We start from the raw sequence: 24,264 nt of genomic DNA, 5'->3' as shown, positions 1-24,264 counted from the left end.
CAGAGGAGTCACGCCATGAGCACATATTGCACAGCAAGCGGAAGCCGGGTACTCAGCCTGGCGCTTGCCCTCGCCATGATCGGCGCCCTGGCGCCCCAGGCACGCGGCGAACCCGTTGCCGCCACCGCCGCTGCCGCCGAAACGGGCACCGCCAGGAGCAGCCGCGCCACCACCCGCCCCAAGGCCACGCCGCCGCAAAGCGAATCGCGCGCCGGGCGCACCGAGATGGCGCCGCAAATGAGCCTGGCCGAAGGCAAGTCGACCCTGATGCGCCTGCCGTTCGCCGCCAGCCGCATGTCCGTCGGCGACCCGCGCATCGCCGACGTCATCCTGCTTAACCCCAACGAGGTCTACCTGCTGGGGCGTTCCGTCGGCACCACCAACCTGATCCTGTGGAACAAGAGCAATGACGCCACCATCATCGACCTGGCCGTCGGCATCGACAGCAGCAGCCTGCAGGCGCGCATGGCCGAACTGCTGCCGAACGAAAAGATCAACGTCACGGTGGCGGGCGACACCCTGATCCTGTCGGGCATGGTCAGCGATGTCGTCAAGGCCGACCAGGCCCTGTCGCTGGCCAACGCCTATGTGCAGCGCAGCGCCCGCAGCGGCGGCGCCGCCTCGGGCGCCGCACCCGCCGCAGCCGCAGGCGCCGCCGCTCCGGCCCCCGCCGCCACGCCCGATGCGAACATGCCGCGCGTGATCAACCTGCTGTCGATCGCCGCGCCGCAGCAGGTGATGCTGGAAGTGAAAGTGGCCGAAGTGTCGAAGGTGCTGGTCGACCAGCTGGGCGCCAGCCTGGGCATCAACAAGACCATCGGCAGCTGGTCGTATTCGCTGCTGTCGAGCCTGCTCAGCAACAATCCCAGCGGCTTGAGCGGCGCCAGCAAGAACAACTTCTTCAACCTCGACGCGCAAAAACGCGATGGCCTGATCAAGGTGCTGGCCGAACCGAACATCATGGCCATCAGCGGCCAGGAGGCCAGCTTCCTGGCCGGTGGCAAGATATTCATCCCCGTCAGCCAGAGCAACAATAACGGCGTGCCCACCATCACCCTGGAAGAGAAGGAGTTCGGCGTGGCCGTGAAATTCACGCCCACCGTGCTCGAAGGGGGACGCATCAACCTGAAGGTGGCGCCGGAAGTGTCGGACCTGAACAAGGACGGCATCGGCATCACCGCCACCGGCATCTCGGCCACGGCCATCCTGCCATCGTTTACGACGCGGCGCGCCACCACCACGGTGCAGCTGTTCGACGGCCAGAGCTTCGCCATCGGCGGCCTGATCAAGAACAACGTGACCAGCAATATCAAGGCCCTGCCAGGCCTGGGCGAAGTGCCCGTGCTGGGCGCCCTGTTCCGCAGCACGGACTTCCAGACGGACCGTTCGGAACTGGTCTTCATCATCACGCCGCACCTGGTCAAGCCGCTGCCGCCCGACTACAAGCTGCCCACCGACGGCTACATCCAGCCGACGCGCGGCGACATGTTCATGCAGGGAAAAATGGAAGGCAGCGCACCGGCGCGCGCCCCCGCAGCGGCACCGGCACCAGCGCCCATGCAGCCGCAAGCGGCCGCGTCCCAGCCTGCCGCCGGCTTCGACCTCAAATAGGAGAACACCATGAAAACCGCACATCGCCTGCCTTGCGCCGCCCTGCTTTCGCTGTTGGTCCTGCTGGCCGGCTGCGCCGCCACCACCACGCCCGTGCTCGATTCGCACTTCGGCGAATCGGTGGCCCTGCTCAAGGCGCAGCAGATCATGTATCCGGACGCCTACCGCAATGCCAACCCGGTCAGCGGCATCGACGGCAAGGCCGGCGTCAGCGCCTACCAGCGCTACCAGAAATCGTTCGCGGCGCCGGAACCGCAACCGAATGTCTTCACCATCGGCGTGGGCGGACGCCAGTAGGCGCCGGTCCCGCGATGCACTTCCCCCAGGCCACCAGGAGACAGCCATGAACACCGCATTTCGCAGGCACGACAAGCAGCAGGGCGCGATCGCCATCGTGCTGGGGCTGACCCTGGTGGTGCTGTTTGCCATGGGCGGCCTGGTGCTGGACCTGGGCCACCTGTACATCGCCAAGGCGGAACTGCAGAACGGCGCCGACAGCGCCGCCCTGGCCGGCGCCGTGGAACTCAATCAAAGCGCGGACGGCATCGACAACGCGCAGGCCAAGGCCATCGCCATCGCGCAAAAGAACCGCTACGACTTTTCCACGGCGCTGACCATCACGGCCGCCAACATCGAGTTCGGCCCCAGCCCGGACGGCCCCTGGTCGTCCGGCGCCAGCGCCCGCACCAGTCCCCAGGGCCAGACCTTCATCCGCGTCGACACGGGCAGCAAGACCTTCGCCACCTACCTGATGGGCATCGCCGGCATCGCCAGCACCAGCACCTCGGGCGTGGCCGTGGCGGGCCGCTTCGTCAACGACGTCACGCCGATCGGCGTGTGCGCCGTCGATCCGGCCAACAAGACGGCGCAATACACGTATCCGGCCGCGCCGGCCGGCACGGGCTTGACGGAACTGGTGGAATTCGGTTTCCGCCGCGGCGTCACCTACAACCTGTTCGGCCTCAATCCGCTGGGCGGCCCTTCCGATCCCTACCTGATCAATCCCGTCGACGCGCCGCCCGGCACCTGCAGCGCCTCGCACGCGAGCGCCGCCTCCACCGCGCCGTTCATGTGCACGGGCAGCAGCGCCGTCATCACCAGCGGCACGGGCCAGGTCTACACGAACACAGGGCTGACGGCGTCGCTGGCCGCCTCGCTCAATTCGCGCTTCGACGATTACGGCGGCCCCTCCGTGTGCGACCCCGCGACGGCGCCGCCCGACACCAACATCAAGGAATATCCGTGCGTGGGCGCCGCGTCGCCCTGCGCCGCCACCGCCGCCAGTTCGCCGCCCGCCAGCTGGATGGAACCGGGCGCCAGCACCTTGCCCAGCCAGCAGCCCGTCAGCCTGGCCGGCAACAAGCCGAATTACCAGCTGCCGTCGGCCGGCACGGTTCCCGCGCCATCGGCCACGTTCGCCCAGTTCTCGGGCTACGGCGTGCTGTGGTCCTACGGCCCCGCCTACCAAAGCAATGGCGCCACCCCGGCCAAGGCCGGCACGGCCTACAGCGTCGCGGACGGCAACGCCAACCCCATGTACAGCACGGCCAAGGCGAATTACTTCGACACGGCCAGCTACCCCGTCAGCCCCGGCGCGGGCTTTCCTGCCAGTACGCCGCCTTCGCCGTACAACCAGACCAGCGGGCCCACGTTCCAGGCGCCTTCGCCGGCCCATCCGGGCCAGCGCAACCGGCGCATCCTCAACGTGGTGCTGGTCGACTGCCGCACGGCGCCCGTGGGGCCCGCTTCGTGCGGCACCATGAACGCGGTCGGCATCGGCAAATTCTTCATGACGATGAAGGCCGATTTCAGCGGCGGCACCAAGCGCCTCGACGTCGAATTCGCGGGCCTGATCGAGCCCGTGCCGAATTCCGAAATCAAACTCTACAAGTGAGGCGGCCATGCGCATCCACCACTCCCCCCTCAGGCAGCGCGGCGGCGCCGCCGTCGAATTCGGCATCGTGCTGGCCCTGCTGATCACCCTGCTGGCAGGCATCTTCGGCTTCGGCCGCGCCTTCTGGTATTACGACGCGCTGACCAAGGCCACGCGCGACGCGGCGCGCAACATGTCCGTCAAGGCCAAGGCCGGCATCGCCTCGCAGGGCGTGCCGGCGGCCAGGCAGACGGTGGTCGATGCGGCCCTCAGCGCCGGCATCAGCGACTTCACCACGGCCAACGTGACGGTCACCTGCCTGGACGCGGCGTTCAACGACAGCAACTGCAACGATGGCACGGCGCCGGGCGGCATCCGCGTCGAAGTCGTCAACTACACGCTGTCCGTGGGCCAGTACCTGCCCTTCGTGATCGGCGCGGCCAGCAGCTATGCCACGCCGCTCTCGCCGCGCACCACCATGCGCTACATGCTGTAAGGGGAACGCCATGCGCCACCGCCTTTCATCACCTCCTCCAGCCGGGCGCCAGCGCGGCGCCGCCGCCGTCGAATTCGCCCTGGTGTCGCTGCTGTTTTTCACCTTGCTGTTCGGCATCCTCGAATTTGGCCGCATGCTGTACCTGTACAACACGGTGCAGGAAGTGAGCCGCCGCGCCGCGCGCGAAGCCGTGGTGCGCTGGGTCGACGAGACCGACGCCATCAAGACCCTGGCCCTGTTCGGCGGCACGGCACTGCCGGCCGCGCCGGAACTGACGGCCGCCAACATCACCATCCGTTACCTGAACAAGAGCGGCGCCGAAGTGACCTTGCCGCCGACGGACCCGGGCGACAACCTGTCGGCCTGCGGCGACATCACGCGCACGGCCAGCTGCATCGACAGCGTGCGCGTCTCGATCGACAACGTCAGCTACACGCCGATGGTCAGCCTGTTCGGTTTTCTCAATATCGCCGTACCAGCCTCGGTGGTGGTCATGCACGCCGAAAGCCTGGGCTTCCAGATCAACTGAACGCCTTTACCGAACACTTTTACCGGGGAGTACCAAGTGAATATCGTCATCGTCTCGAAGAATGAAGCCCAGCTCAAACGGCTGACCCGCTTGCTGCGCGAACGCAGCACGGCCGACCGCGTGACCCTGCTGGCGAGCATACCCGATGTATTCGACAACGGCGTCACGCCGGACTTGCTGCTGCTGGAGCAGGAGCAGACGGGCGAGGCGGAGCTGGAACAGCTCGAGCTGCTGGGCGGACGCCATCCGAGCCTGGCCATCATCGTGCAATGCCCGCAGCAAAGTCCGCAATTCCTGCTGCGCTCGATGCGCGCCGGCGTGCGCGAAGTGCTGCAGCCGGACGACGACGCGGCCCTGTGCGCCGCCTTGCGCCGCATCGAGGAAAAACTGCAGAAGCAGGTCACGCGCAAGGGCCAGGTGCTGGCCTTTGTCTCATGCAAGGGCGGCAGCGGCGCCACCTTCATCGCCGCCAACCTCGGCTACGCGCTGGCCGCCGGCGAACAGCGCAAGGTGGCGCTGTTCGACCTGAACCTGCAGTTCGGCGACGCCGCCCTGTTCGTCTCGGACCACAAGCCGGCCACCACCCTGTCGCAGCTGTCGCAGCAGATCGTGCGCCTCGACGCCTCGCTGCTGAGCGCCAGCATGATCCAGATCACGCCCGCCTACAGCGTGCTGGCCGCCGCCGACGACCCGGCCCACGCGGCCGACGTCGAAGCCGACCATATCGACCGCTTGCTGACCCTGGCGCGCAGCCAGTACGACTATATCCTGCTCGACGTGGGGCGCGGCCTCGACCCCGTCAGCGTGCGCGCGCTGGACCGGGCCGACCTGATCTTCCCCGTGCTGCAGGCAACGTTGCCGTATGTGCGCGACGGCAAGCGCCTGCTCGACGTGTTCCGCGGCCTCGGCTACCGCGAAGACAAGATCCGCCTGATCCTGAACCGCTATGCGAGCAGCGACAGCATCCGCGTGGCCGACCTGGAAGCCGCATATGGCAAGCACGTCTACAAATCCATCCCCAACCACTACGAAGCGGTGGCGGCCTCCGTCAGCCAGGGCGTGCCCATCCTCAAGCTGACGCCGCACAACGCCGTTTCGCGCGCCCTGCAGGAACTGGCCGCCAGCATGGCCGGCGAAACCCCGCCCGCCGCGCAAGGCTGGGTTTCGCGGCTGCTGGCGCGCGCCTGATTCCCTACAGCGCGCCTGATCCCCCTACATTTACCGGAGACCGATCATGACTGTCGAAAAACTCACCCTGCGGGACCGCCTGGGCTATGCCCAGGATGACGCCAGCCTGAATGACGATGCCGCGCACCAGGGCGCATCGAGCCAGAGCTACCAGCAGCTCAAGCACCGCACCCACCAGGCGCTGCTCGACCGCGTCGACCTGGAAGGCATGCAGCGCCTGTCGCGCGAACAGATCCGCGAAGAGCTGAAAATCCTCGTCAGCGACGTGCTCACGGAAGACAATGTGGTGATCAACGAGCTGGAACGGCGCTCGCTGATCCGCGACATCCAGGACGAGGTGCTCGGCTTCGGCCCGCTCGAACCGCTGCTGGCCGATCCCGGCGTCTCCGACATCCTCGTCAACACCTACCGCCAGGTGTATGTCGAGCGCCATGGCCGCCTGGAGCTGAGCGACGTCTGCTTCACCGACGATGCGCATTTGATGAAAATCATCGACAAGATCGTCTCGCGCGTGGGCCGCCGCATCGACGAATCGAGCCCCATGGTCGATGCGCGCCTGCCCGACGGTTCGCGCGTGAACGCCATCATCCCGCCGCTGGCCATCGACGGCCCCGTGATGTCGATCCGGCGCTTTTCGGCCCAGCCGCTGCGCCTGGCCGACCTGTTGCTCAAGCACAGCCTCACGGAGGAAATGAGCACCACGCTGCAGGCGCTGGGCAAGGCCAAGGTCAACATCCTGATCTCGGGCGGCACGGGCAGCGGCAAGACCACGATGCTCAATGCGATTTCCGGCTTCATCAGCACGGCCGAACGCATCGTCACCATCGAGGACGCGGCCGAACTGCAGATGCAGCAGCCGCACGTGGTGCGCCTGGAAACGCGCCCGCCGAATATCGAGGGCAAGGGCGAAGTGACGCAGCGGGCGCTGGTGCGCAACGCGCTGCGCATGCGCCCCGACCGCATCATCCTGGGCGAGGTGCGCGGCGCCGAGGCGCTCGACATGCTGGGCGCCATGAACACGGGCCATGAAGGCTCGATGGCCACCATCCACGCGAACACCCCGCGCGACGCGCTGACGCGGCTGGAAAACATGATCAGCATGGCTTCCGCGGCCCTGCCCGTGAAAGCCATGCGCCAGCAGATCAGTTCGGCCATCAGCGTGGTGGTGCAGGTGTCGCGCCTGACGGACGGCAAGCGCAAGGTCACGTCGATCCAGGAAATCACGGGCATGGAGGGCGAGATGATCACCATGCAGGAAATCTTCACCTTCCGCCAGACGGGCATCGGCGAGGACGGCACGGTGCAGGGGCATTTCCATGCCAGCGGCGTGCGGCCACGCTTCCTGGAACGCCTGCGCGCCTTCGGCATCAGCCTGCCGGAAACCCTGTTCGATCCCGCCCGCCAGTACCATTAAGGGGAGCATCATGGACTATCTCTATTACGTATTCGCCATCCTCACCTTCATCGCCGTGGTACTGCTGATCGAGGGCGTGTACCTGGCGTGGAACACCTCGCGCGGCCCGGAAGCGGAAAGGGTCGCGCGCCGCCTGCGCATCATGTCGGCCGGCGCGCATGGCGACGCGGGCAGCTCGATGATCAAGAAACGCCTGCTGAGCGACACCCCGTCCCTGCAGCGCGTGCTGCTCAGCGTGCCCCGCGTGCATGCGCTCGACCGCCTGCTGGAACAGTCGGGCCTGACCTGGAGCGTGGCCAGCTTCGCCGGCGTGATGCTGGCCTCGGCCGGCGCCGCGTTTTTGCTGCTCAGCTACTTCAGCGTGCCGTGGCTGCTGCTCCTGCCGCTGGTGGCCGGCGCGGCCCTGCTGCCGCTGCTGGTGGTCTTGCGCGCCAAGGCCAAGCGCCTGCAGCGCATCGAACAGCAATTGCCCGATGCGCTCGACCTGATGGCGCGCGCCCTGCGTGCCGGCCACGCCTTCCCCACGGCCCTGAAGATGGTCGGCGATGAAATGAACGCGCCGCTGGCCGTAGAATTTCGCGCCACCTTCGATGAAGTCAATTTCGGCATCGCCATGCAGGACGCGCTGATGAACCTGGCCACGCGCGTGCCCAGCACGGACTTGCGCTACTTCGTCATCGCCGTGCTGATCCAGCGCGAAACGGGCGGCAACCTGGCCGAGCTGCTCGACAGCATCAGCCGCATCATCCGCGAGCGCATCAAGCTGCTGGGACAGGTGCGCGTGCTGTCGGCCGAAGGCAAGCTGTCGGCCTGGATTTTGTCGCTGCTGCCCTTCGGCGCGGCGGCCATGATCCAGCTGACCAATCCGCAATTCCTGGAAATGCTGTTCGTCGATCCGGGCGGACGCAAGATGCTCGTCGGCGCACTGGTGATGATGGTGTGCGGCATCCTGGTCATGCGCAATATCATCCGCATCCGCGTCTGAGCCCGCAAGGAGAATCCTCATGAATCCCGTCCATTTCGCCTTTCTCGCCCTGCTCTTCATCGCCGTCTTCGGCACCGTGCTGGTGGCCATGCGCAGCTTTGCCCCCGATCCCCTGCGCCAGCGCATGGACAACGCCACCGGCAAGAGCGCGGCGGCGCCTGGCGCCTCCGCGCCCAGCCCCTGGCTGGCGCGCATGGTGCGCCTGAGCGGCCCGCTGGCCAAACTGTCGCTGCCCGACCAGGGCTGGGAAGGCTCCGTGATGCGCCGGCGCTTCATGAATGCCGGCCTGCGCCAGGCGTCCGCGCCCATCCTGTTCTTTTCCGCCAAGACCATGCTGGCCATCGGCCTGCCCCTGATGCTGTTCCTGGGGCTGAGCGCGTCGGGCAGCCAGATGGCGGGCAAAGCTCTCTTGTTCTGGCTGCTGATCGTGGCCGCCATCGGCTACTACCTGCCCAATATCGTCCTGGCGCAAATGATCAAGCGGCGCCAGCGCGACATCTTCGAGAGCTTTCCCGATGCGCTGGACTTGATGACGGTGTGCGTGGAAGCGGGCCTGGCCATGGATGCGGCGCTGGCCAGGGTAGCGGCCGAGATCGCCCTGAAAAGCGCCGTGCTGGCCGAGGAACTGCACCTGGTGATGCTGGAACTGCGCGCCGGCAACACCAAGGAGCGGGCGCTGCGCAACCTGGCCCTGCGCACGGGGGTCGAGGATGTCGACGCGCTGGTGGCCATGCTGATCCAGGCCGAGCGCTTCGGCACCAGCATCGCCGCCTCGCTGCGCGTGCAGTCGGACCAGCTGCGCACGAAGCGCCGCCAGCTGGCCGAGGAAGAAGCGGCGAAGATCGCCCTCAAGCTGCTGTTCCCGCTGATCTTTTTCATCTTCCCTTCGCTGCTGGTCGTCCTGATGGGACCAGCCTTCCTGCAAATCTACCGCGTGCTCCTGCCCAGCATGGGCAGCGGCAGCTGACCGGAGAACCGCCATGTCACAGCACACCACCCTGATGCTCTTGTTCGCCTGCACCGGCCTGTTGCCCGCCTGCGGCCACCTGCCCGGCCCGGCCACTCAGAGCAACCATGCTGCGCCGCCCCAGGCGCGCATCGACGACAGCCCCGCCACCCGCAGCGCCGCTTTCTGCAAGCTGGGCAAGCGCATGCAGGAACTGGGCGACCCACGCGCGGCGATGGAAGCCTACAGCGAAGCCCTGCTATTGGCGCCCGACTCGGCCGACGCGCGCAATGGCGCCGCCGTGCTGCACGCGCAGCTGGGCCAGCTGGAAACGGCGCGCAGCATGCTGCAGGCGCTGAGCAGCGAAGCGCCGACGGCCAGGACATACAACAACCTCGGCTACGTGCTGTACCTGCAGGGCGATTACGCGCAGGCGGCCACCGTGCTGCGCCAGTCGCTGCAGCTCGACAACGGCCAGCAGCCGGCGCGCGCCAATCTGGATCTCACCATCGCGGCGCTGGCGCGCAGCATCAGCACGGTCGATGCCACCGCGGAGACCATCGCGCCCGACCTGGCCCCGGCGCCAACGCCAGCGGCGCCTGCCAGCCGCCTGCAGCTGACGCAATCGCAGCCGAATATCTTCACGCTGAGCTGGCGCGACACTCCCGTGGCGGCGCACGCCGCCTTGCCAGCGCCGACAAAACAGGTGGCACCGGTGGCAACCCTGCCACGGCTGGAAGTCATCAACGGCCATGGAGAAACGGGGATGGCGGCGCGCATGCGCGGCATGCTGGGCGGCATGGGCGGCATGGGCATCAGCGTGCTGCGGCTGGGCAACCAGCGGCCGTACGGCGTCCAGGCCAGCAGCATCGTCTACCGGCCCGGCCACGCGCAGGCGGCCGCATCCCTGGCCCTGGCCTTGGGCGGCATGCCACAAATACAGGCGACGGACGACGGCGGCATCGGTACGGGCGCCGACCTGCGTTTATTGCTGGGCAAGGATGCGGCGGCCAGCCTGCGCGCGCCAGACGTGCGCCTGGCATCGAACCTGGCGCAGTAACGGTGAAATCAGCGCGGCAGCAGGCGCCGGTCGGCGGGGTTGATCAGGAAGCCTTGCAGGATCTCCTGCAACTGCGGCAGCTTGGCCACGTAGGCGGGAATGCCCAGCTGGCGCGCGCCGAAGTAATGGGCGATGATGTCGCCCTGCTGCTCCATGTTGAAGTTGGACAGGACGCCGCCCGCTTGCGCATCGTAGCGGTAGGCGCGCTGCCGGATATAGCCGCCGACCAGCGCCAGCAGCACGCCATGCAGCAGCACGCTGTAGCCAAGTTGGTACTGCCACACGTGCACCATTTCGTGGATGAAGAACAGCTTGCCGCTGTTGCCTTCGCGGGAAAAATCGTCGCGGTACTGGGCCGGCATGAAGTGCAGGCTGCCGCGCGGCGTCATCGCCGTGTTCTGGTCCTGCAAGCCAAACGGTAGAAAGGAGCCGCGCACGACGCGCACGCGCGCGTAGTCGATGGCGCCCTGGAAGACGCTGCGGGCCATGGCGGTTTCGCCGATGGTGAGGGGGCGGCGCAAGACGCGCATGGCACTCCGTCAGAAGAAAGAAGCGGCAAGCATGGGAGCTTGCCGAGTACTATAACTGCAAGTACCTGACAGAAGCGTAGCGAGCGGCAGCGATTTGTGGCTAAGAAGCGCAACCGTACTCTAGTACGGTGAGCATCGCAGGCCGCAAAGCGCGACGCGCAGTAGCTTATGTCAGGTACGATTAGGCGGAGCGTAAGCCGCTGGCCGCCTTGGCGATTTCAGTGATGCGGTCCCAGTTGCCGGCCGCGATCGCGTCTTTCGGTGTCAGCCAGGAGCCGCCCACGCAGGCGACGTTTTTCAGCGCCAGGAACTGCGACGCCGTCTCTTGCGAGATGCCGCCCGTCGGGCAGAACGTCACGTCTGGCAGCGGGCCGTAGATCGCGTTGAGCATGCCGATGCCGCCGGCCGGCACGGCCGGGAACAGTTTCAGCTGCTGGAAGCCGTTTTCACGCGCCGCCATCACTTCGCCTGGCGTCATCACGCCTGGCAGCAAGGGCAAGCCGCTGCTTTTCGCCGCCGCCACCAGGGCCGACGTCAGGCCTGGCGAGACGCCGAAGACGGCGCCCGCATCGCGCGCCTGCACGAATTCCTCGGGACGGGTCAAGGTGCCGACGCCGACGATGGCGCCCGGTACTTCCGACATGGCGCGGATCGCTTCCAGGCCATGCTTGGTGCGCAAGGTTACTTCCAGCACGCGGATGCCACCCGCCACCAGCGCGCGCGCCAGCGGTACGGCGTGTTCAGGATCGTCGATCGCAATCACGGGGATCACGCTCGATGTGCGCATAATTTCCAGTAGTGTCATGGTCATCTCTTATTTCCTAGCCAAAAAGTCTTCATCGGAACCCGGTACGGTATCACCGACATTGTCGGCGTCGTGCAAGGCGACGGTGGTGGGAATCGGCGACGGCAGGCCGAAGGTGGTGGCACCTTCTTCCGCCGCGCTGACGGTGGAACGGAACATGGAAAACAGCTCGCGGCCCATGCCGATGTGATTCGGCGACAGGTCGGCGGTCACCAGCGAACGCGCGTGCCAGACGTCGGCCGGCACCAGCGCCTCGAGCACGCCGGTAAAGGCGTCGAGACGGATGATGTCGCCGTCGCGCACGAGGCCCAGCGGGCCGCCGGCGAGAATCTCTGGCGACACGTGGATGGCGGCCGGCACCTTGCCCGACGCGCCCGACATGCGGCCATCGGTAACGAGCGCCACGTGGCGGCCCGCATCCTGCAGATTGGCCAGCGCCGGCGTCAGCGCATGCAGTTCCGGCATGCCGTTGGCGCGCGGGCCCTGGAAGCGCAGCACGGCGACAAAGTCGCGGTCCAGCGATCCCGCCTTGTAGGCGGCCATGAATTCTTCCTGCGAATTGAACACGAGGGCAGGCGCTTCGACCGTGCGGTGCTCCGGCTTGACGGCCGAGACCTTCATCACGGCGCGGCCCAGGTTACCTGCGACCAGGACCATGCCGCCGTCCGGTGCGAACGGATTCGAGGCCGGGCGCAGCACGTTTTCGTCGGCGCTGGCGGCTGGAGCATCCTTCCAGAAGACCTTGCCGTCTTCGCCGAGGAACGGCTCCATGCAGTGCGCGCGCAAGCCGTGGCCCAGGATGGTGTTGACGTCTTCGTGCAGCAAGCCCGCGTCCAGCAATTCGCGGATCAGGTAACCGGTGCCGCCGGCCGCGTGGAAATGGTTCACGTCGGCGTCGCCGTTCGGGTAGATGCGCGTGAGCATCGGCACGATGGCCGACAGTTCATTGAAATCGTTCCAGTCGATGACGATGCCGGCCGCCTTGGCGATTGCCACCAGGTGCAAGGTATGGTTGGTCGAACCGCCCGTGGCCAGCAAGCCCACGACGGCGTTGACGATACATTTTTCGTCGACGATATGGCCAACCGGCAAATAGCTGGCGCTTTGCGCCGTGATGGCGGCGGCGCGCTGGGAGGCGGCCACAGTCAGCGCATCGCGCAGCGGCGTGTTCGGCGTGATGAAGGCGGCGCCCGGCATGTGCAGGCCCATCACTTCCATCAGCATCTGATTGCTGTTCGCCGTGCCGTAGAAGGTACAGGTGCCGGCGCCATGGTAGGCTTTCGATTCGCCTTCGAGCAAGTCTTCACGCGTCGCCTTGCCTTGCGCATACAACTGGCGCACCTGGGCTTTTTCCTTGTTCGACAGGCCCGACGTCATCGGACCGGCCGGCACGAAGATGGCTGGCAAGTGACCGAAGTGCAGCGCGCCGATCAACAGGCCCGGCACGATCTTGTCGCACACGCCCAGGTACAGGGCGGCGTCGAACATATTGTGCGACAGCGCCACGGCCGTCGACATGGCGATGGTGTCACGCGAGAACAACGACAGTTCCATGCCCGGCTGACCTTGCGTCACGCCATCGCACATGGCGGGCACGCCACCGGCGAACTGGGCGACAGCGCCCACTTCGCGCACGGCTTGCTTGATGATCTGCGGGAAGCCTTCGAAAGGCTGGTGCGCCGACAGCATGTCGTTGTACGAGGAAACGATGGCCACGGACGGCTTCTTGTATTCCTTCAGCGACAGCTTGTCGTTGGCGGGAAAGGCGGCAAAGCCGTGCGCCAGGTTGGTGCACGACAGGGCGCCGCGCTGCACGCCCTGGATGCGGGCCGCATCCAAGTGCGCCAGGTAGGCGCCGCGCGATGGCCGGCTGCGCGCGATGATGCGCGCTGTTACGGATTCGACTACTGGATGCAGCGCCATATGGATTTCCTTAAAAATGAGTATTTCGTGAAATTTTACTACAAAATGGTGGGGAAGAAGCACTCTTGCATGGGCCAGCAACACAAATAAGCGACAGATTGCGGCGTATCAAGGCAAACCCGGGCAATATCGCGTAGCCGCGCCTGCCAACGTGGCTCTTATATGTCACGCGTGCCATCGCTAAAAAAAGCACAACAAAATCCGCTTCGCGTCACAAACTGTAGTGAAATTACGTTTTTCTGATGTATTATTCTCATACCAATGCCGGATCCGCTGTTCGCCACGACGAACGCGCCGCGCTCCTTTCAACCGAGACAAGCACCCAAGCCGACCGCCATGCGCCAGCCAGCACCTACTCCTGCCATCACCGCCACCGCCAGTTTCCAGTCCCTGCAAGCGCATAGCGCCAGCCTGCGCGACGTGCATCTGCGCCAGCTGTTCGCGGCCGACCCCGCCCGCTTTTCCAGCATGACCGTCGATGCGGCCGGCCTGCTGCTCGATTACTCGAAAAACAGGGTCGACGCCACCACCATGGCGCTGCTGATGGACCTGGCCCGCGAGCGCGGCGTGGAAGCGCAGCGCGAAGCCATGTTCACTGGCGAGAAAATCAATCTTACCGAACATCGGGCCGTTCTGCATACGGCTTTGCGCGCGCCACGCGGCACCAAGCTGGTCGTCGATGGCCAGGATATCGATGCCGACGTGCAAGATGTGCTGCAACGCGTCAAGGCATTTACAGACAAGGTGCGCAATGGCAGCTGGCTCGGCTACACGGGCAAGCCGATTTGCGACATCGTCAACATCGGCATCGGTGGCTCGGACCTGGGCCCGAAAATGGCGTGCCTCGCCCTGCGCTCGTACGCCAACCCGGGCCTGGAAATGCACTTTGTTTCCAACGTCGACGGTCACGACATGGAAGCGACCTTGTCCAAGGTCGATCCGGAAACGACCCTGTTCATCGTGGCTTCGAAAACTTTTGTTACGGCAGAAACCATGCTCAACGCCAACACGGCGCGCGCCTGGTTCCTGCTCGAAGGCGACGAAAAGGATCTGGCGCAGCATTTTGTGGCCGTCTCGACCAATACGCAAGCCATCGTCGACTTCGGCATTTCGCCAGACAATATGTTCCCGTTCTGGGACTGGGTCGGCGGCCGCTATTCCGTCTGGTCGTCGATCGGCCTGGCCGTGGCCCTGTCCGTCGGCTTTGAATACTTCAGCGATTTCCTCGCCGGCGCGCATGCGATGGACCAGCATTTCCGCCAGGCGCCGCTGGAACAGAACATGCCCGTCGTGCTGGCCATGGTCGGTTTCTGGAACCGCCAGTTCCTCGACTGCGGCTCCGTTTCCATCGCGCCGTATCACCAGGACTTGAGCCGCTTTGCCGCCTATCTGCAACAGCTGGACATGGAGAGCAACGGCAAGCGCGTCACCAAGGACGGCGTGCCCGTCGATGTGCCGACCGGCCCCGTCATCTGGGGCGATTGCGGCACGAATGCGCAGCACGCGTATTTCCAGCTGCTGCACCAGGGCACGGACATCACACCCATCGATTTCATCGCCGCCCTGCGTGCCACGCACGACTTGCCTGGCCACCACGACGCCCTGCTCGCCAACTGCTTCGCCCAGTCGGAAGCCTTCATGACGGGCAAGACGGGCGATGAAGTACGTCTTGATTTACAGGCGCAAGGCTTGCCGGAAAGCGAGATCGAAGCGCTGGTGCCGCACAAGACTTTCCCCGGCAACCGCCCCAGCAACACCATCCTGATGGACCAGCTGACCCCGACCACCCTGGGCGCCCTGATCGCGTTGTACGAACACAAGACCTTCGTGCAGGGCGTCTTGTGGAACGTCAACAGTTTCGACCAGTGGGGCGTGGAACTGGGCAAGGTGCTGGCCAAGAAAATCCAGGCCGAACTGACGGGCGAAGCCCGTCCCGACCACCACGACAGCTCGACCAATGGCTTGATTGCCTTGGCGAAAGCCGCCAAGGCGGCGTACTAACTTAATTGAGGTTTATGAATATTTACGAAATCAAAGTAGTGAGCGACAAGCCCATGCAAGTGGGCGAATGCCCGCTTTGGCATGGCAAGGAAGCGGCCCTGTACTGGGTCGATATCGATGGCCGCGCCGTGCACCGCTTGCACCCGGCCAGCGGCAAGCATGACCAATGGAGCATGCCGACGGAACCGTCGGCGCTGGCCATCAATGCGGGCGGCGGCCTGATCGTGGCCTTGCGCAGCGGCTTTGCCCACCTCGACACGAAGACGGGCAGCCTGGCGGAAATCGCCCCGGCGCCGTTCGACATGAGCACCACGCGCTTCAACGATGGCAAGGTCGATCCGGCAGGCCGCTTCTGGGTCGGCACGATTTTCGAGCCGCGCAACGCCGATGCGGCAGAGATGTTCGTGCTGGACAAGGGACAAGTACGCAAGGTCTGGTCGGGCGGCATGACCGTGTCGAACGGCCTGGGCTTCAGCCCGGACAAGCGCACCATGTACCATTCGGATACCACCACGCACCGCATCGACCGCTTCGATTTCGATGCGGCCACGGGTGCCATTTCCGCGCCACAACCGTTTCAGCGTTTCTCCACGGACAAGAAAGCGTTTGATTACGGCGGGCGCCCCGATGGCGCGGCCGTCGACAGCGAAGGCAATTACTGGTCGGCCATGTTTGAAGGCGGCAAGATCTTGCGCTTCGCCCCCGATGGCCATTTGCTGGGCGAAATCAGCGTGCCCGTGCGCTGCCCCACCATGGTGACATTCGGCGGCCCCGACCTGCGCACCCTGTACATCACCAGCGCCAGCCACAACCGTTCCGCCGCCGAAATCGCCGACTACCCGTTGACAGGCCACGTGCTGTCCGTGCGCGTGGACGTGGCGGGCCAGCCGGAAACAGCTTACCAGGCGTAATCCGACACCATTGTTGACCGTGGCGGCGTCGGATTACGCGCAGCTTCGCTGCGCTAATCCGACCTACCGGACTGCCACGTGCCCAGAGGCGTGGCGGACCAGCCGTAATCGTTTGCCAGCAAGAAAAAGCGCCGGCACCCGCAAGGGTCCGGCGCTTTTTCTTGCGCAACGGCGTAGGTCGGATTAGCGGGACGAAGGCCCGCGTAATCCGACAACAGTGTTGACCATGGCCGCGCCGGATTACCGCGACAATACCTTGCGTATCGTCTCGGCCAGTTCAGCCGCCACAAACTTCGCCACATAGCCATCGGCGCCCACGCCCTTGACGTGGTCTTCGTTGGTCGAGCCCGTCAGCGACGAGTGGATCACCACGGGGATGTTGGAGAAACGGCCATCGTTCTTGATGTTGCGCGTCAAGGTAAAGCCATCCATTTCCGGCATTTCCAGGTCGGTCAGCACCAGCGCGACCTTGTCTTTCGCCGTCTTGCCTTCCGTGGCCGCCTGGGCCGAGATGGCCTGCAGGCGTTCCCACGCTTCCTTGCCCGTCTTGGTCATGATGAAAGGCACGCCCATCGCTTCGAGGCCTTTTTCGATCAGCGAGCGGGCCAGCGAGGAATCGTCGGCCGCAAGGATCACGGCGCCGGCCGGCAAGCGCACTTGCGGGCCGATGCTGTTCTCGTCCACGTCCGGGTCGCCCGACGGCAGCACGTTGCGCAGGATTTGCTCCACGTCCAGCACTTGCGCCAGACGCGTCTTGTCCGTGTCACCATCGAGGCGCGCGATACTGGTGACGAGGCCGCCACCGACGCTCGACTCGGCCGACAGCACCTGGTTCCATTCCAGGCGCACGATTTCATCGACCTCTTCCACGGCAAACGCCTGTGTCGAGCGGGCAAATTCAGTCACCATCAGTATCTTCAAGCCGCTGCTCTTGCAGCCGACCGCCATCGGCAAGTCGATCACGGGCACGATCTGGCCACGGATGTTGACCACGCCCAGCATGTGCGGGTGCGAACCGGCCACGGCCGTGATGGCCGGCATTTCCATGATTTCACGGACTTTGAACACATTGATGCCGAACAGTTCGCGGCTGGTCGAGTGATCACTGGTACCGAGCTTGAACAGGAACAGTTCGAATTTGTTATTGCCTGTCAGGCTGGTGCGTTCATCGACATCTTGCTGCATTGAATTCATTGTGTCCCCTTGAGCCGTCTTGTAAAGTTAAGTCGCCTGCCCCTGATGCTGCGGACAATGCGGACTGCACGTCGCATGGACGTCGGATGGCGGGTTCGGGGCATGGCCGGCGCTAGCGGTGCAGTATGTATCGTACAATTTCTTACAACCAATAGTTGCTATCGATTCGAGCTTGAATTATACGGTTTTTTACTTTCTCCAAAGCTACTTTACGCTGCCAACGGCGATCCTGACAGCATTTCTTGCTTTGCCTGTTGCTACAGCGCAAATGATGACGTGGAGAACTAGAAATTTCCCTGGCAACCATGGTTACTTTGAAACGCCGCGTGCAAATCGCGATAGCCTACCCAGGCCAGCGAACGGCATATAATGGCCATGCCGGCATCGCAGCCATGCATAGCGGGCAAAATGGCGACGGCAGCGGCCGGAATGTAGTAAAATTTCTTGCAATTGCCTGTTCTACGTAGTAAATTTACACCACCGATTATAGTAGCGACAGACTGGCACTTCCGGTCGGCTTCCTCCCCGCTCCGGCCCTTTTACTTTTGCGACGACACTCACTTATGGCACTTACCGATTTTGACCTGGTCCTGTTTGGCGGCAGCGGCGATTTAGCAATGCGCAAGTTGCTGCCTGCAATGTATGCGCGCGACGTCGCGAACGATTTGCCGCCGACGGCGCGCATCATCTGTGTGGGCCGCCAGGACAGCGGCCAGGATGCCTTCCTGAAAATGGTGGAAACCAACTCGCGCCCGCATATCAAGGCCAGCACCCTGAATGCCGCCACCTGGAGCAAATTCTGCGCGCGCATCGTGTATGTGTCGCTCAACGCCAGCGATGCGGCCACGTACGCACCTCTGGTCGAAGCGCTGCGCGGCGATGCCGACCTGACGCGCGTGTACTACCTGGCGACGCCGCCGCACTTGTTCGCGCTGATCTGCGACAACCTCGAAGACAACGGCCTGGTGACGCCGAATTCGCGCGTGGTACTGGAAAAACCGCTGGGCCGCGACCTGGCCAGCGCCAAGCAGATCAACGCCGAAGTGGGCAAGGTGTTCCAGGAATCGCAGATCTACCGTATCGACCACTACCTGGGCAAGGAAACCGTGCAGAACTTGCTGGCCCTGCGCTTCGGCAATATCCTGTTCGAACCGCTGTGGCGCCGCGAATGGATTTCCGACGTGCAGATCACCATCGCCGAAAAGCTGGGCGTGGGCAACCGCATGGGTTACTACGACACGTCGGGCGCGCTGCGCGACATGCTGCAAAACCACTTGCTGCAACTGCTGTGCATCGTCGCCATGGAACCGCCGACCTCGATCGCGCCGGACGCCGTGCGCGATGAAAAGCTGCAAGTGCTGCGCTCGCTGAAAAAATTCACGCCCACCACCCTGGCGCAAAACATCGTGCGCGGCCAGTACCGCGCGGGCCACGTCGATGGCGCCACCGTGCCGAGCTACCGCGACGAGCCGGATGCGCCGGAACATTCGCGCACCGAAACCTTCGTGGCCCTGAAGGCGGAAATCGATACCTGGCGCTGGGCCGGCGTGCCGTTCTACCTGCGCACGGGCAAGCGCATGGCCGACAGCCTGGCCGAGATCGTCGTGCGCTTCAAGCAGATCCCGCACTCGATCTTCAACCAGCCCACGTCGAGCTTCCAGCCGAACTGTCTGGTGATCCGTTTGCAGCCGGACGAAGGCTTGCGCATGAACCTGATGGCGAAAACCCCGGGCGACGGCATGCGCCTGAAACCGGCGGAACTGGAACTCGATTTCCGCGAATCGTTCAAGACCCCGCGCATGGACGCCTACGAGCGTTTGCTGCTCGACGTCCTGCGCGGCCAGCTGACCCTGTTCATGCGCGGCGACGAACTGGAAGCGGCCTGGGAATGGGTCGAGCCGATTCTCGACAACTGGGAACAGAACGACAGCGCGCCAATTCCATACACGGCAGGCACCTGGGGCCCCGCGGCCGCCAGCGCCCTGATCGGCCGCGATGGCTTGCAGTGGCGTGAAGAAGCATTACCCGAGGATTAACAGGCAAAACAGGGGCCTGCCCGCAGATGGGCAGGCCCTTTACCTATTATCCCCACACTCCTGAACACCTACCAGAAAACTACCCTGATGCTGCTTGATTCCATCCGCACCCAGCTCGATTCGCTCTCCAAGTCGGAGAAAAAGGTCGCGCTGGCCGTGCTTGACCAGCCTAACCAGACGGTCAGCCAGAACATCACGGCGCTGGCGAAAAGCGCGCAGGTGTCGGAACCGACCGTGGTGCGCTTTTGCCGCACCCTGGGCTATGACGGCTGGCATGAATTCAAGCTGAAGCTGGCGCAGGGCTTGGCCCTGGCCATGCCCGGCGCGAACGAGCAGCCGGCGCAGGATGACCTGGCGGCCGACCTGGTGAACAAAATCTGCAGCCGCTCGATCAACACCCTGCTCGACCTGCGCAACAACCTGAATCCGGAAGCGATCCAGCGCGCGCTCGACATCCTGTCGCGCGCCAGCAAGATCGAATTCTATGGCCAGGGCACGTCGGGCATCGTGGCGGCAGACGCGCAGCACAAGTTCTTCCGTTCGGGCGTGCCGACAGTCGCCTACAGCGATCCGAATATCCACAGCATCGCCGCGGCCCTGCTGCGCGGCGGCGACTGCCTGGTGGCCATCTCGCAGCGCGGCAACAGCCCCGCCTTGGTCCGCTCCGTGAAACTGGCGCGCCGCGGCGGCGCCGACGTCGTCGTGCTGGCCCCATCGGGCACGCCGCTGGCCGACCTGGCGACCGTGCTGATCCCGATCGACCTGGTCTTCAACACCGACCCCTACACCCCAATTTCCGCGCGCCTGGCCTACCTGGTCGTGATCGACGTGCTGGCCGTGGGCCTGGCCCTGCAACGGGGACCGGAATTCCGAAAGAAGATGCAGAATGCGCAGAAAGCGCTGCAGGAATTCGACATGCAGTTCGATTCTTTCATCGGCTGATCCGGCTGATCCCCTGCCGGCTCCAGCCCTGCTGGGGCAGCTCCTTAGCCGGGGTGGCGGAATGAAATAGATCGGGCTCAGCAAATGCACGGACTGCGTTAGTCAAGGCTGCCAGCAAGGCCGGCAATGTGCGGCTATCGCCCAAGTGCACGGGTAGCTCAATGGATTGGCATTTGACTTACACCATCTTCAGCGACTCCACGGCATCGGCAGATATATGATGGGCCATCGCGATAATGCGCTGTTCCTTGTGCAAAACAGGCAGCATGCCCGCATACTGAGCGCCTGACGGCTTGAAGGTATCCGATCCCATGTAAATTGACCGGAAACGCAAATAGCCACCTCCCAAAAGTCTGTTCTCGCGGCCGCCCTTGTCCGGCTCGATCGCATCCATTTCGTTTTCGGTACCTTTGACAGCTTTGTATCGCAGCAATTGCTCTTTTTCCTTCTTGCTCAAACTATAGGGATTGGGCTTCCCAGGGTCTGCCTCCGGACCGTTCTCCCATTCACGGGCTCGCTCTTCCTGAGCCACAAGCAATTCCAGCGCGTACCACAAGTCAGGAATGTCTTTCCCCAACGGTTTGAACCACGCACGCGAGTCATGCACGAACTGTTCAAAAAAGTTGTTTACTTCGGCGGGTGGTACCGGCTTATCCCAAAATTCGGCGATAGGTCCCCATTCGGGATTACGGGGCCGCCCTCTACTGCCAGTCGTGCGCTGATCGGTGCGCCATTTTTCAAAGCTCGCAACCTCTTCCTCCAACTCCTTGTCCGCCATCGTGAGATCAGTAAAATCGAATTTCCCGCTTTTATAGGTGGCTGCCAAATTCTTGACATTCGGCAAATCTCCCATCTTGCCAAGCATTTTCTTGCGCCACTGTATGTACAGCATGTGCTGGAATTCCATAATCCTATGTAGCCGCAATGATGGCTCAGCTCCTTGCTGCGCATGGCAAAAGCCGATATAGGCATTGAAGGTGGCTATTGTGCGCGGATCGATGCGAAAGGCCCGCTTCGTCGCTTCACTGGCCTCTTCCAGCTTCAGCGGCACCCCAGCCAGGCGCGCCGCCCGGTACATCGTGGCCAAGGTAATGCGCGACATCAAGTCACCTCCGCTTGGATCTGTACCGCGCCCTTGTTCTTGCGGTAAATAGCCGCCTCCGATGTCCGAATGAACACCGGGGAAAACAATTTCAGTGCAATTAGGGGGAATATTGCCCAGGTGAGCAACGGAGTCCAAGGGAAAAGACCGGCGTACTTCATGCGCCGACACCAGATGCAGGCATTTGGTTGGCCCCGGTGATGTGGGTATTCTGAGCGACACTTCGGTGTCGGCCCAGCCACCATGTCCGTCCACCATCCTGTTCGGGAGGGGCACTGAAGCCGCCAAGCCAACCGAAGCGACGGTATCGAACAGGCCCATAAAGTCAAACGTCACCTCGATAGTGCCCATACTTAACTGGCGAGCCTTGACGCCTTTGCTAACGGTCAGTTGCGCATCGAGCTTGCATAACCAGATAAACCAGTTGGCAAACGAGCGCGCTTCGGCCGCGCCACGCGAGAAACCGAACATCGACACGAAGATATTGAGCACTCTGCCTTTATTAACGCTTTTCGCAGGCCCATCGGTTGGCACAAATGATCGCAAATTGCTGTGCAACTTTTGCAAGGCCTGCGTAAAAGCGTTCACCAGCGCCTGTGAAGGCCGCACTTTACTGGGTAAACTGAGCGTATTGAAGTCTTGTTTAAACGTCTTGTCATCCACCAAGGGAGCATCGGTATAATATCTGTGCACATTATTGAGTGCCTCCACCAATGCCCAGATGATGCGATTTTCTCCCTTGTAAGCGAAGGCCAGGCCGCGCGCCCGGTCGCTGGTGAGAGCGCTAAATCCCTCGCCCGTATCGCCAACCTCGTCGAAACGTGTTCCCACTCCGGGAACATAGGTGCGAAAGTAACTGTTGTGGTATTTTGTTTCCAAGTCCGGCCAGGCCTCGCTGCCATGCGTATCTTTACCGCCGGGAAATGCACGGTACAAGCGCGCCACGTTGCTGTGACAATGAAGCGGCACATCCCGCTTCATATTATTGTTGGTGCCGTCAAAGAAGAAACCGAAAAACAGATTGACATCACATGGTGGAGGAAAACCTGGAAGTGGGCATTCACGCTTCTTTATAAATTCTATAATTTCATCCATTTCATTAGCGCCGTCAAAAAAACGGTCTTTGTCAGATGGATCAGTTTTATCAACAGAATAGTTTTCGGCTAAAAAAGCTGTCATCTCACATCTCCCTCTAAACTCTGGACAATTTTTTTTTGAAATTCAATAATTTCTTTTTTCTCTTTTATCTTTTCATCTGATAATGTATAAAAGTCACGCAGTAATCTTTTCTCCAAAAAATCGAGCGTATTTCTCTCTCTCTTTAGTTTATCCTTGCGACGCTCATCCCGATACTCCTTCGTCGGTACCGGATACCCCTTGATTTTCCCCGGCCATTCCGGCCGACTTGGTCCGTAATGCGATACCACGGCCCCCACGCTGCCATCTTCATAGACGATCAGCCAGATATCGCCCGCCTTCCCATCCGGATACGGCGGGATGCTGACTGTCTCGCGATGCAGGGTCGGGTCTGGATAAAACTGATAGACCACCACGACCTTCAAATCCGCATGCCATTTTTCCGGCACGCTGAAACAGCATATCGTGCCGCCTTGGCCATAAGGATCGATCGCATCGCCACCGCCGCCGCTGTTGGTATTGCCCGGATTTTCAACCGCGATGTAATTGACTTCGCGCGAAGAATAATTCAGCGCCTGAATGCTCGCGGCCATGGCAACGCCGGGCAAACATGCGGCCAGCAAGATACCTCGCCACAGCCACTGCCTGAACAAGATAATCATGACTTTGCCTCCACTGATAAGGTCGGCACATCAGCAGAGGATTGCTCTGCCATCCAGAGTTCAAACAATGAATCGGGTGTTTGCGCCCTAGCAGGCTCTGCTAGCCAGGACGCAATTTGCGGCCGTGTTTGCAGACCTGGGTTTTCGAGGCCAAATATGCATACGTCAAATCGATCTGGCGGTGTTTCGAGCCGCGCATGATCGGCACAACCCAGCCAATATTCGATCAGGGCATGGGCATGTTCGGCAGTATGTGGTTCCAGCAAGCGAGGACTGGTTGCGCGCACTTGAAACAAGATGCCGTCGCCTTCCGCCGCCCGCATCAGTTGAGCGCATTGCTGCTCACTTAACGATATACCAAGCGCCGCCGGTAGCGCTTCACCAGGCAAGGTCAAATCACTCCAGTCGGCTTTGCGCGTGACGTATTGCCAATGGTGTGCCGGCCCGCAAAACTGGCCCAACTGCTGCGCCGTCAATATATTGAAAAGCTGCGGCAAAATGCGGGTATCGGCAAACGACAACGCCACCGTATAGTCTGCGGCATCGACGATGCACCATGATGCCAAACGGGCAGCCAGTTGTTGCAACGGCTCCGGCGTGACAATCAGGCTGAGCGCCGGATGACCATTGGTTTTTTCAAGTAGTCGTTCCCAAGTAAAACGAGCTGTATCGTCAAATTCAACAAGCAGCGGCGAGATGGACAAAGTTTCTTCATTCGCACCTGGCGCACCGGAAAACAGCGCCTCATATCGCAGATGCTGCGTGCGCTTAAGCAATGGATAACACGACTCGTCAAAAACACCATCGATCAACGCATAAATGTGCGCCTCGGGAAACTGACGGCGAAACGCCTGCAAGCGCGTGTGCAATGACACTTTCCAGCCAGAAGGAAACATATTAATATCCACTTAGTCATGCT

21 protein-coding genes are annotated in these 24,264 nt (G+C 62.9%); 14 read left to right on the top strand and 7 right to left on the bottom strand.

The features are described from left to right. Nucleotides 1-15: 15 nt before the first annotated feature. From SKZ59_RS04835 to SKZ59_RS04790, 10 genes are read left to right on the top strand one after another with little or no spacing between them, the layout of a single operon-like run. Complete coding sequence (locus SKZ59_RS04835) at nucleotides 16-1,611, top strand: type II and III secretion system protein family protein (RefSeq protein WP_319990964.1); 1,596 nt, start codon at nucleotides 16-18, stop codon at nucleotides 1,609-1,611. 9 nt (nucleotides 1,612-1,620) lie between these two features. Continuing rightward, nucleotides 1,621-1,908, top strand: a complete 288-nt coding sequence (locus tag SKZ59_RS04830) for a hypothetical protein (RefSeq protein ID WP_319990963.1) — start codon at nucleotides 1,621-1,623, stop codon at nucleotides 1,906-1,908. 46 nt (nucleotides 1,909-1,954) lie between these two features. After that, nucleotides 1,955-3,505: a Tad domain-containing protein gene (locus SKZ59_RS04825; RefSeq protein ID WP_319990962.1), complete on the top strand. Its 1,551-nt coding sequence runs from the start codon at nucleotides 1,955-1,957 to the stop codon at nucleotides 3,503-3,505. A 7-nt stretch (nucleotides 3,506-3,512) separates the two neighbouring features. Further along, nucleotides 3,513-3,980, top strand: a complete 468-nt coding sequence (locus tag SKZ59_RS04820) for a TadE/TadG family type IV pilus assembly protein (protein ID WP_034750833.1) — start codon at nucleotides 3,513-3,515, stop codon at nucleotides 3,978-3,980. A gap of 10 nt (nucleotides 3,981-3,990) precedes the next feature. Beyond that, the gene (locus SKZ59_RS04815) at nucleotides 3,991-4,509 is read left to right on the top strand and encodes a TadE/TadG family type IV pilus assembly protein (protein ID WP_219327606.1); all 519 of its coding nucleotides are present in this window, start codon (nucleotides 3,991-3,993) and stop codon (nucleotides 4,507-4,509) included. Nucleotides 4,510-4,545: 36 nt separating this feature from the next. Continuing rightward, entirely contained in the window at nucleotides 4,546-5,697 is a 1,152-nt protein-coding gene (locus tag SKZ59_RS04810) for an AAA family ATPase (RefSeq protein WP_034750836.1), read from the top strand. Nucleotides 5,698-5,743: 46 nt separating this feature from the next. Further along, entirely contained in the window at nucleotides 5,744-7,111 is a 1,368-nt protein-coding gene (locus SKZ59_RS04805; protein ID WP_034750845.1) for a CpaF family protein, read from the top strand. 10 nt (nucleotides 7,112-7,121) lie between these two features. Further along, nucleotides 7,122-8,096 carry a type II secretion system F family protein gene (locus SKZ59_RS04800; RefSeq protein WP_072455317.1) on the top strand — a complete coding sequence of 325 codons (975 nt, stop codon included), beginning with the start codon at nucleotides 7,122-7,124 and terminating at the stop codon, nucleotides 8,094-8,096. A 19-nt stretch (nucleotides 8,097-8,115) separates the two neighbouring features. Further along, complete coding sequence (locus SKZ59_RS04795) at nucleotides 8,116-9,063, top strand: type II secretion system F family protein (RefSeq protein ID WP_319990961.1); 948 nt, start codon at nucleotides 8,116-8,118, stop codon at nucleotides 9,061-9,063. A 13-nt stretch (nucleotides 9,064-9,076) separates the two neighbouring features. Next, the gene (locus tag SKZ59_RS04790; RefSeq protein ID WP_319990960.1) at nucleotides 9,077-10,102 is read left to right on the top strand and encodes a tetratricopeptide repeat protein; all 1,026 of its coding nucleotides are present in this window, start codon (nucleotides 9,077-9,079) and stop codon (nucleotides 10,100-10,102) included. An 8-nt stretch (nucleotides 10,103-10,110) separates the two neighbouring features. Here SKZ59_RS04790 and SKZ59_RS04785 read toward each other — a convergent pair whose 3' ends face one another. The 3 genes from SKZ59_RS04785 to edd form a co-directional block, all read right to left on the bottom strand. Beyond that, nucleotides 10,111-10,632 (bottom strand): Rhs element Vgr protein, encoded by a 522-nt coding sequence (locus SKZ59_RS04785; RefSeq protein ID WP_319990959.1) that lies wholly within the window; start codon nucleotides 10,630-10,632, stop codon nucleotides 10,111-10,113. Between the two features lie 181 nt (nucleotides 10,633-10,813). Continuing rightward, entirely contained in the window at nucleotides 10,814-11,443 is a 630-nt protein-coding gene (locus SKZ59_RS04780) for a bifunctional 4-hydroxy-2-oxoglutarate aldolase/2-dehydro-3-deoxy-phosphogluconate aldolase (RefSeq protein WP_128142236.1), read from the bottom strand. A gap of 3 nt (nucleotides 11,444-11,446) precedes the next feature. Then, a complete protein-coding gene (gene edd, locus SKZ59_RS04775; RefSeq protein WP_319990958.1) occupies nucleotides 11,447-13,360 on the bottom strand; it encodes a phosphogluconate dehydratase in 1,914 nt (637 codons plus the stop codon). Between the two features lie 336 nt (nucleotides 13,361-13,696). Between edd and pgi the strand changes: the two genes are divergently transcribed. Together pgi and SKZ59_RS04765 are read left to right on the top strand one after the other, a co-directional pair. Then, entirely contained in the window at nucleotides 13,697-15,361 is a 1,665-nt protein-coding gene (pgi, locus tag SKZ59_RS04770) for a glucose-6-phosphate isomerase (protein ID WP_319990957.1), read from the top strand. 14 nt (nucleotides 15,362-15,375) lie between these two features. Then, nucleotides 15,376-16,272: an SMP-30/gluconolactonase/LRE family protein gene (locus tag SKZ59_RS04765; protein WP_319990956.1), complete on the top strand. Its 897-nt coding sequence runs from the start codon at nucleotides 15,376-15,378 to the stop codon at nucleotides 16,270-16,272. A gap of 240 nt (nucleotides 16,273-16,512) precedes the next feature. Here the strand turns inward: SKZ59_RS04765 and SKZ59_RS04760 are convergent, their stop codons facing one another. Then, entirely contained in the window at nucleotides 16,513-17,466 is a 954-nt protein-coding gene (locus tag SKZ59_RS04760) for a chemotaxis protein (RefSeq protein ID WP_034750860.1), read from the bottom strand. A gap of 563 nt (nucleotides 17,467-18,029) precedes the next feature. On the opposite strand from SKZ59_RS04760, the gene zwf reads away from it, so the two are divergent. Continuing rightward, nucleotides 18,030-19,502, top strand: a complete 1,473-nt coding sequence (gene zwf, locus SKZ59_RS04755) for a glucose-6-phosphate dehydrogenase (RefSeq protein ID WP_034750861.1) — start codon at nucleotides 18,030-18,032, stop codon at nucleotides 19,500-19,502. A gap of 87 nt (nucleotides 19,503-19,589) precedes the next feature. Continuing rightward, nucleotides 19,590-20,444 (top strand): SIS domain-containing protein, encoded by an 855-nt coding sequence (locus tag SKZ59_RS04750; RefSeq protein ID WP_034750862.1) that lies wholly within the window; start codon nucleotides 19,590-19,592, stop codon nucleotides 20,442-20,444. Between the two features lie 178 nt (nucleotides 20,445-20,622). Here the strand turns inward: SKZ59_RS04750 and SKZ59_RS04745 are convergent, their stop codons facing one another. Genes SKZ59_RS04745 through SKZ59_RS04735 form a run of 3 tightly spaced genes read right to left on the bottom strand, consistent with a single transcriptional unit; the run spans nucleotide 20,623 to nucleotide 24,253 of the window. After that, on the bottom strand, nucleotides 20,623-22,725 hold the full coding sequence (locus SKZ59_RS04745) for a T6SS phospholipase effector Tle1-like catalytic domain-containing protein (protein WP_083292739.1): 2,103 nt from the start codon (nucleotides 22,723-22,725) through the stop codon (nucleotides 20,623-20,625). Next, nucleotides 22,722-23,345: a DUF3304 domain-containing protein gene (locus SKZ59_RS04740; protein WP_219327614.1), complete on the bottom strand. Its 624-nt coding sequence runs from the start codon at nucleotides 23,343-23,345 to the stop codon at nucleotides 22,722-22,724. The genes SKZ59_RS04745 and SKZ59_RS04740 overlap by 4 nt, the downstream gene beginning before the upstream one ends. Continuing rightward, nucleotides 23,342-24,253, bottom strand: a complete 912-nt coding sequence (locus SKZ59_RS04735; RefSeq protein ID WP_319990955.1) for a DUF4123 domain-containing protein — start codon at nucleotides 24,251-24,253, stop codon at nucleotides 23,342-23,344. Before SKZ59_RS04735 ends, SKZ59_RS04740 begins: the two co-directional genes overlap by 4 nt. Between the last annotated feature and the right edge of the window lie 11 nt (nucleotides 24,254-24,264).

This window comes from Janthinobacterium sp. GMG2 (assembly GCF_033949445.1).
Lineage (GTDB): Bacteria > Pseudomonadota > Gammaproteobacteria > Burkholderiales > Burkholderiaceae_D > Janthinobacterium > Janthinobacterium aestuarii.
This window is presented reverse-complemented; position numbering and strand designations above follow the sequence as displayed.

Bases quoted from the DNA above. Each gene is read 5' to 3' on its own strand.
- SKZ59_RS04835 (WP_319990964.1), top strand. From the start codon at position 16: ATGAGCACATATTGCACAGCAAGCGGAAGCCGGGTACTCAGCCTGGCG.
- SKZ59_RS04830 (WP_319990963.1), top strand. From the start codon at position 1,621: ATGAAAACCGCACATCGCCTGCCTTGCGCCGCCCTGCTTTCGCTGTTG.
- SKZ59_RS04825 (WP_319990962.1), top strand. From the start codon at position 1,955: ATGAACACCGCATTTCGCAGGCACGACAAGCAGCAGGGCGCGATCGCC.
- SKZ59_RS04820 (WP_034750833.1), top strand. From the start codon at position 3,513: ATGCGCATCCACCACTCCCCCCTCAGGCAGCGCGGCGGCGCCGCCGTC.
- SKZ59_RS04815 (WP_219327606.1), top strand. From the start codon at position 3,991: ATGCGCCACCGCCTTTCATCACCTCCTCCAGCCGGGCGCCAGCGCGGC.
- SKZ59_RS04805 (WP_034750845.1), top strand. From the start codon at position 5,744: ATGACTGTCGAAAAACTCACCCTGCGGGACCGCCTGGGCTATGCCCAG.
- SKZ59_RS04800 (WP_072455317.1), top strand. From the start codon at position 7,122: ATGGACTATCTCTATTACGTATTCGCCATCCTCACCTTCATCGCCGTG.
- SKZ59_RS04795 (WP_319990961.1), top strand. From the start codon at position 8,116: ATGAATCCCGTCCATTTCGCCTTTCTCGCCCTGCTCTTCATCGCCGTC.
- SKZ59_RS04790 (WP_319990960.1), top strand. From the start codon at position 9,077: ATGTCACAGCACACCACCCTGATGCTCTTGTTCGCCTGCACCGGCCTG.
- SKZ59_RS04785 (WP_319990959.1), bottom strand. From the start codon at position 10,632: ATGCGCGTCTTGCGCCGCCCCCTCACCATCGGCGAAACCGCCATGGCC.
- SKZ59_RS04780 (WP_128142236.1), bottom strand. From the start codon at position 11,443: ATGACCATGACACTACTGGAAATTATGCGCACATCGAGCGTGATCCCC.
- edd (WP_319990958.1), bottom strand. From the start codon at position 13,360: ATGGCGCTGCATCCAGTAGTCGAATCCGTAACAGCGCGCATCATCGCG.
- pgi (WP_319990957.1), top strand. From the start codon at position 13,697: ATGCGCCAGCCAGCACCTACTCCTGCCATCACCGCCACCGCCAGTTTC.
- SKZ59_RS04765 (WP_319990956.1), top strand. From the start codon at position 15,376: ATGAATATTTACGAAATCAAAGTAGTGAGCGACAAGCCCATGCAAGTG.
- SKZ59_RS04760 (WP_034750860.1), bottom strand. From the start codon at position 17,466: ATGAATTCAATGCAGCAAGATGTCGATGAACGCACCAGCCTGACAGGC.
- zwf (WP_034750861.1), top strand. From the start codon at position 18,030: ATGGCACTTACCGATTTTGACCTGGTCCTGTTTGGCGGCAGCGGCGAT.
- SKZ59_RS04750 (WP_034750862.1), top strand. From the start codon at position 19,590: ATGCTGCTTGATTCCATCCGCACCCAGCTCGATTCGCTCTCCAAGTCG.
- SKZ59_RS04745 (WP_083292739.1), bottom strand. From the start codon at position 22,725: ATGACAGCTTTTTTAGCCGAAAACTATTCTGTTGATAAAACTGATCCA.
- SKZ59_RS04740 (WP_219327614.1), bottom strand. From the start codon at position 23,345: ATGATTATCTTGTTCAGGCAGTGGCTGTGGCGAGGTATCTTGCTGGCC.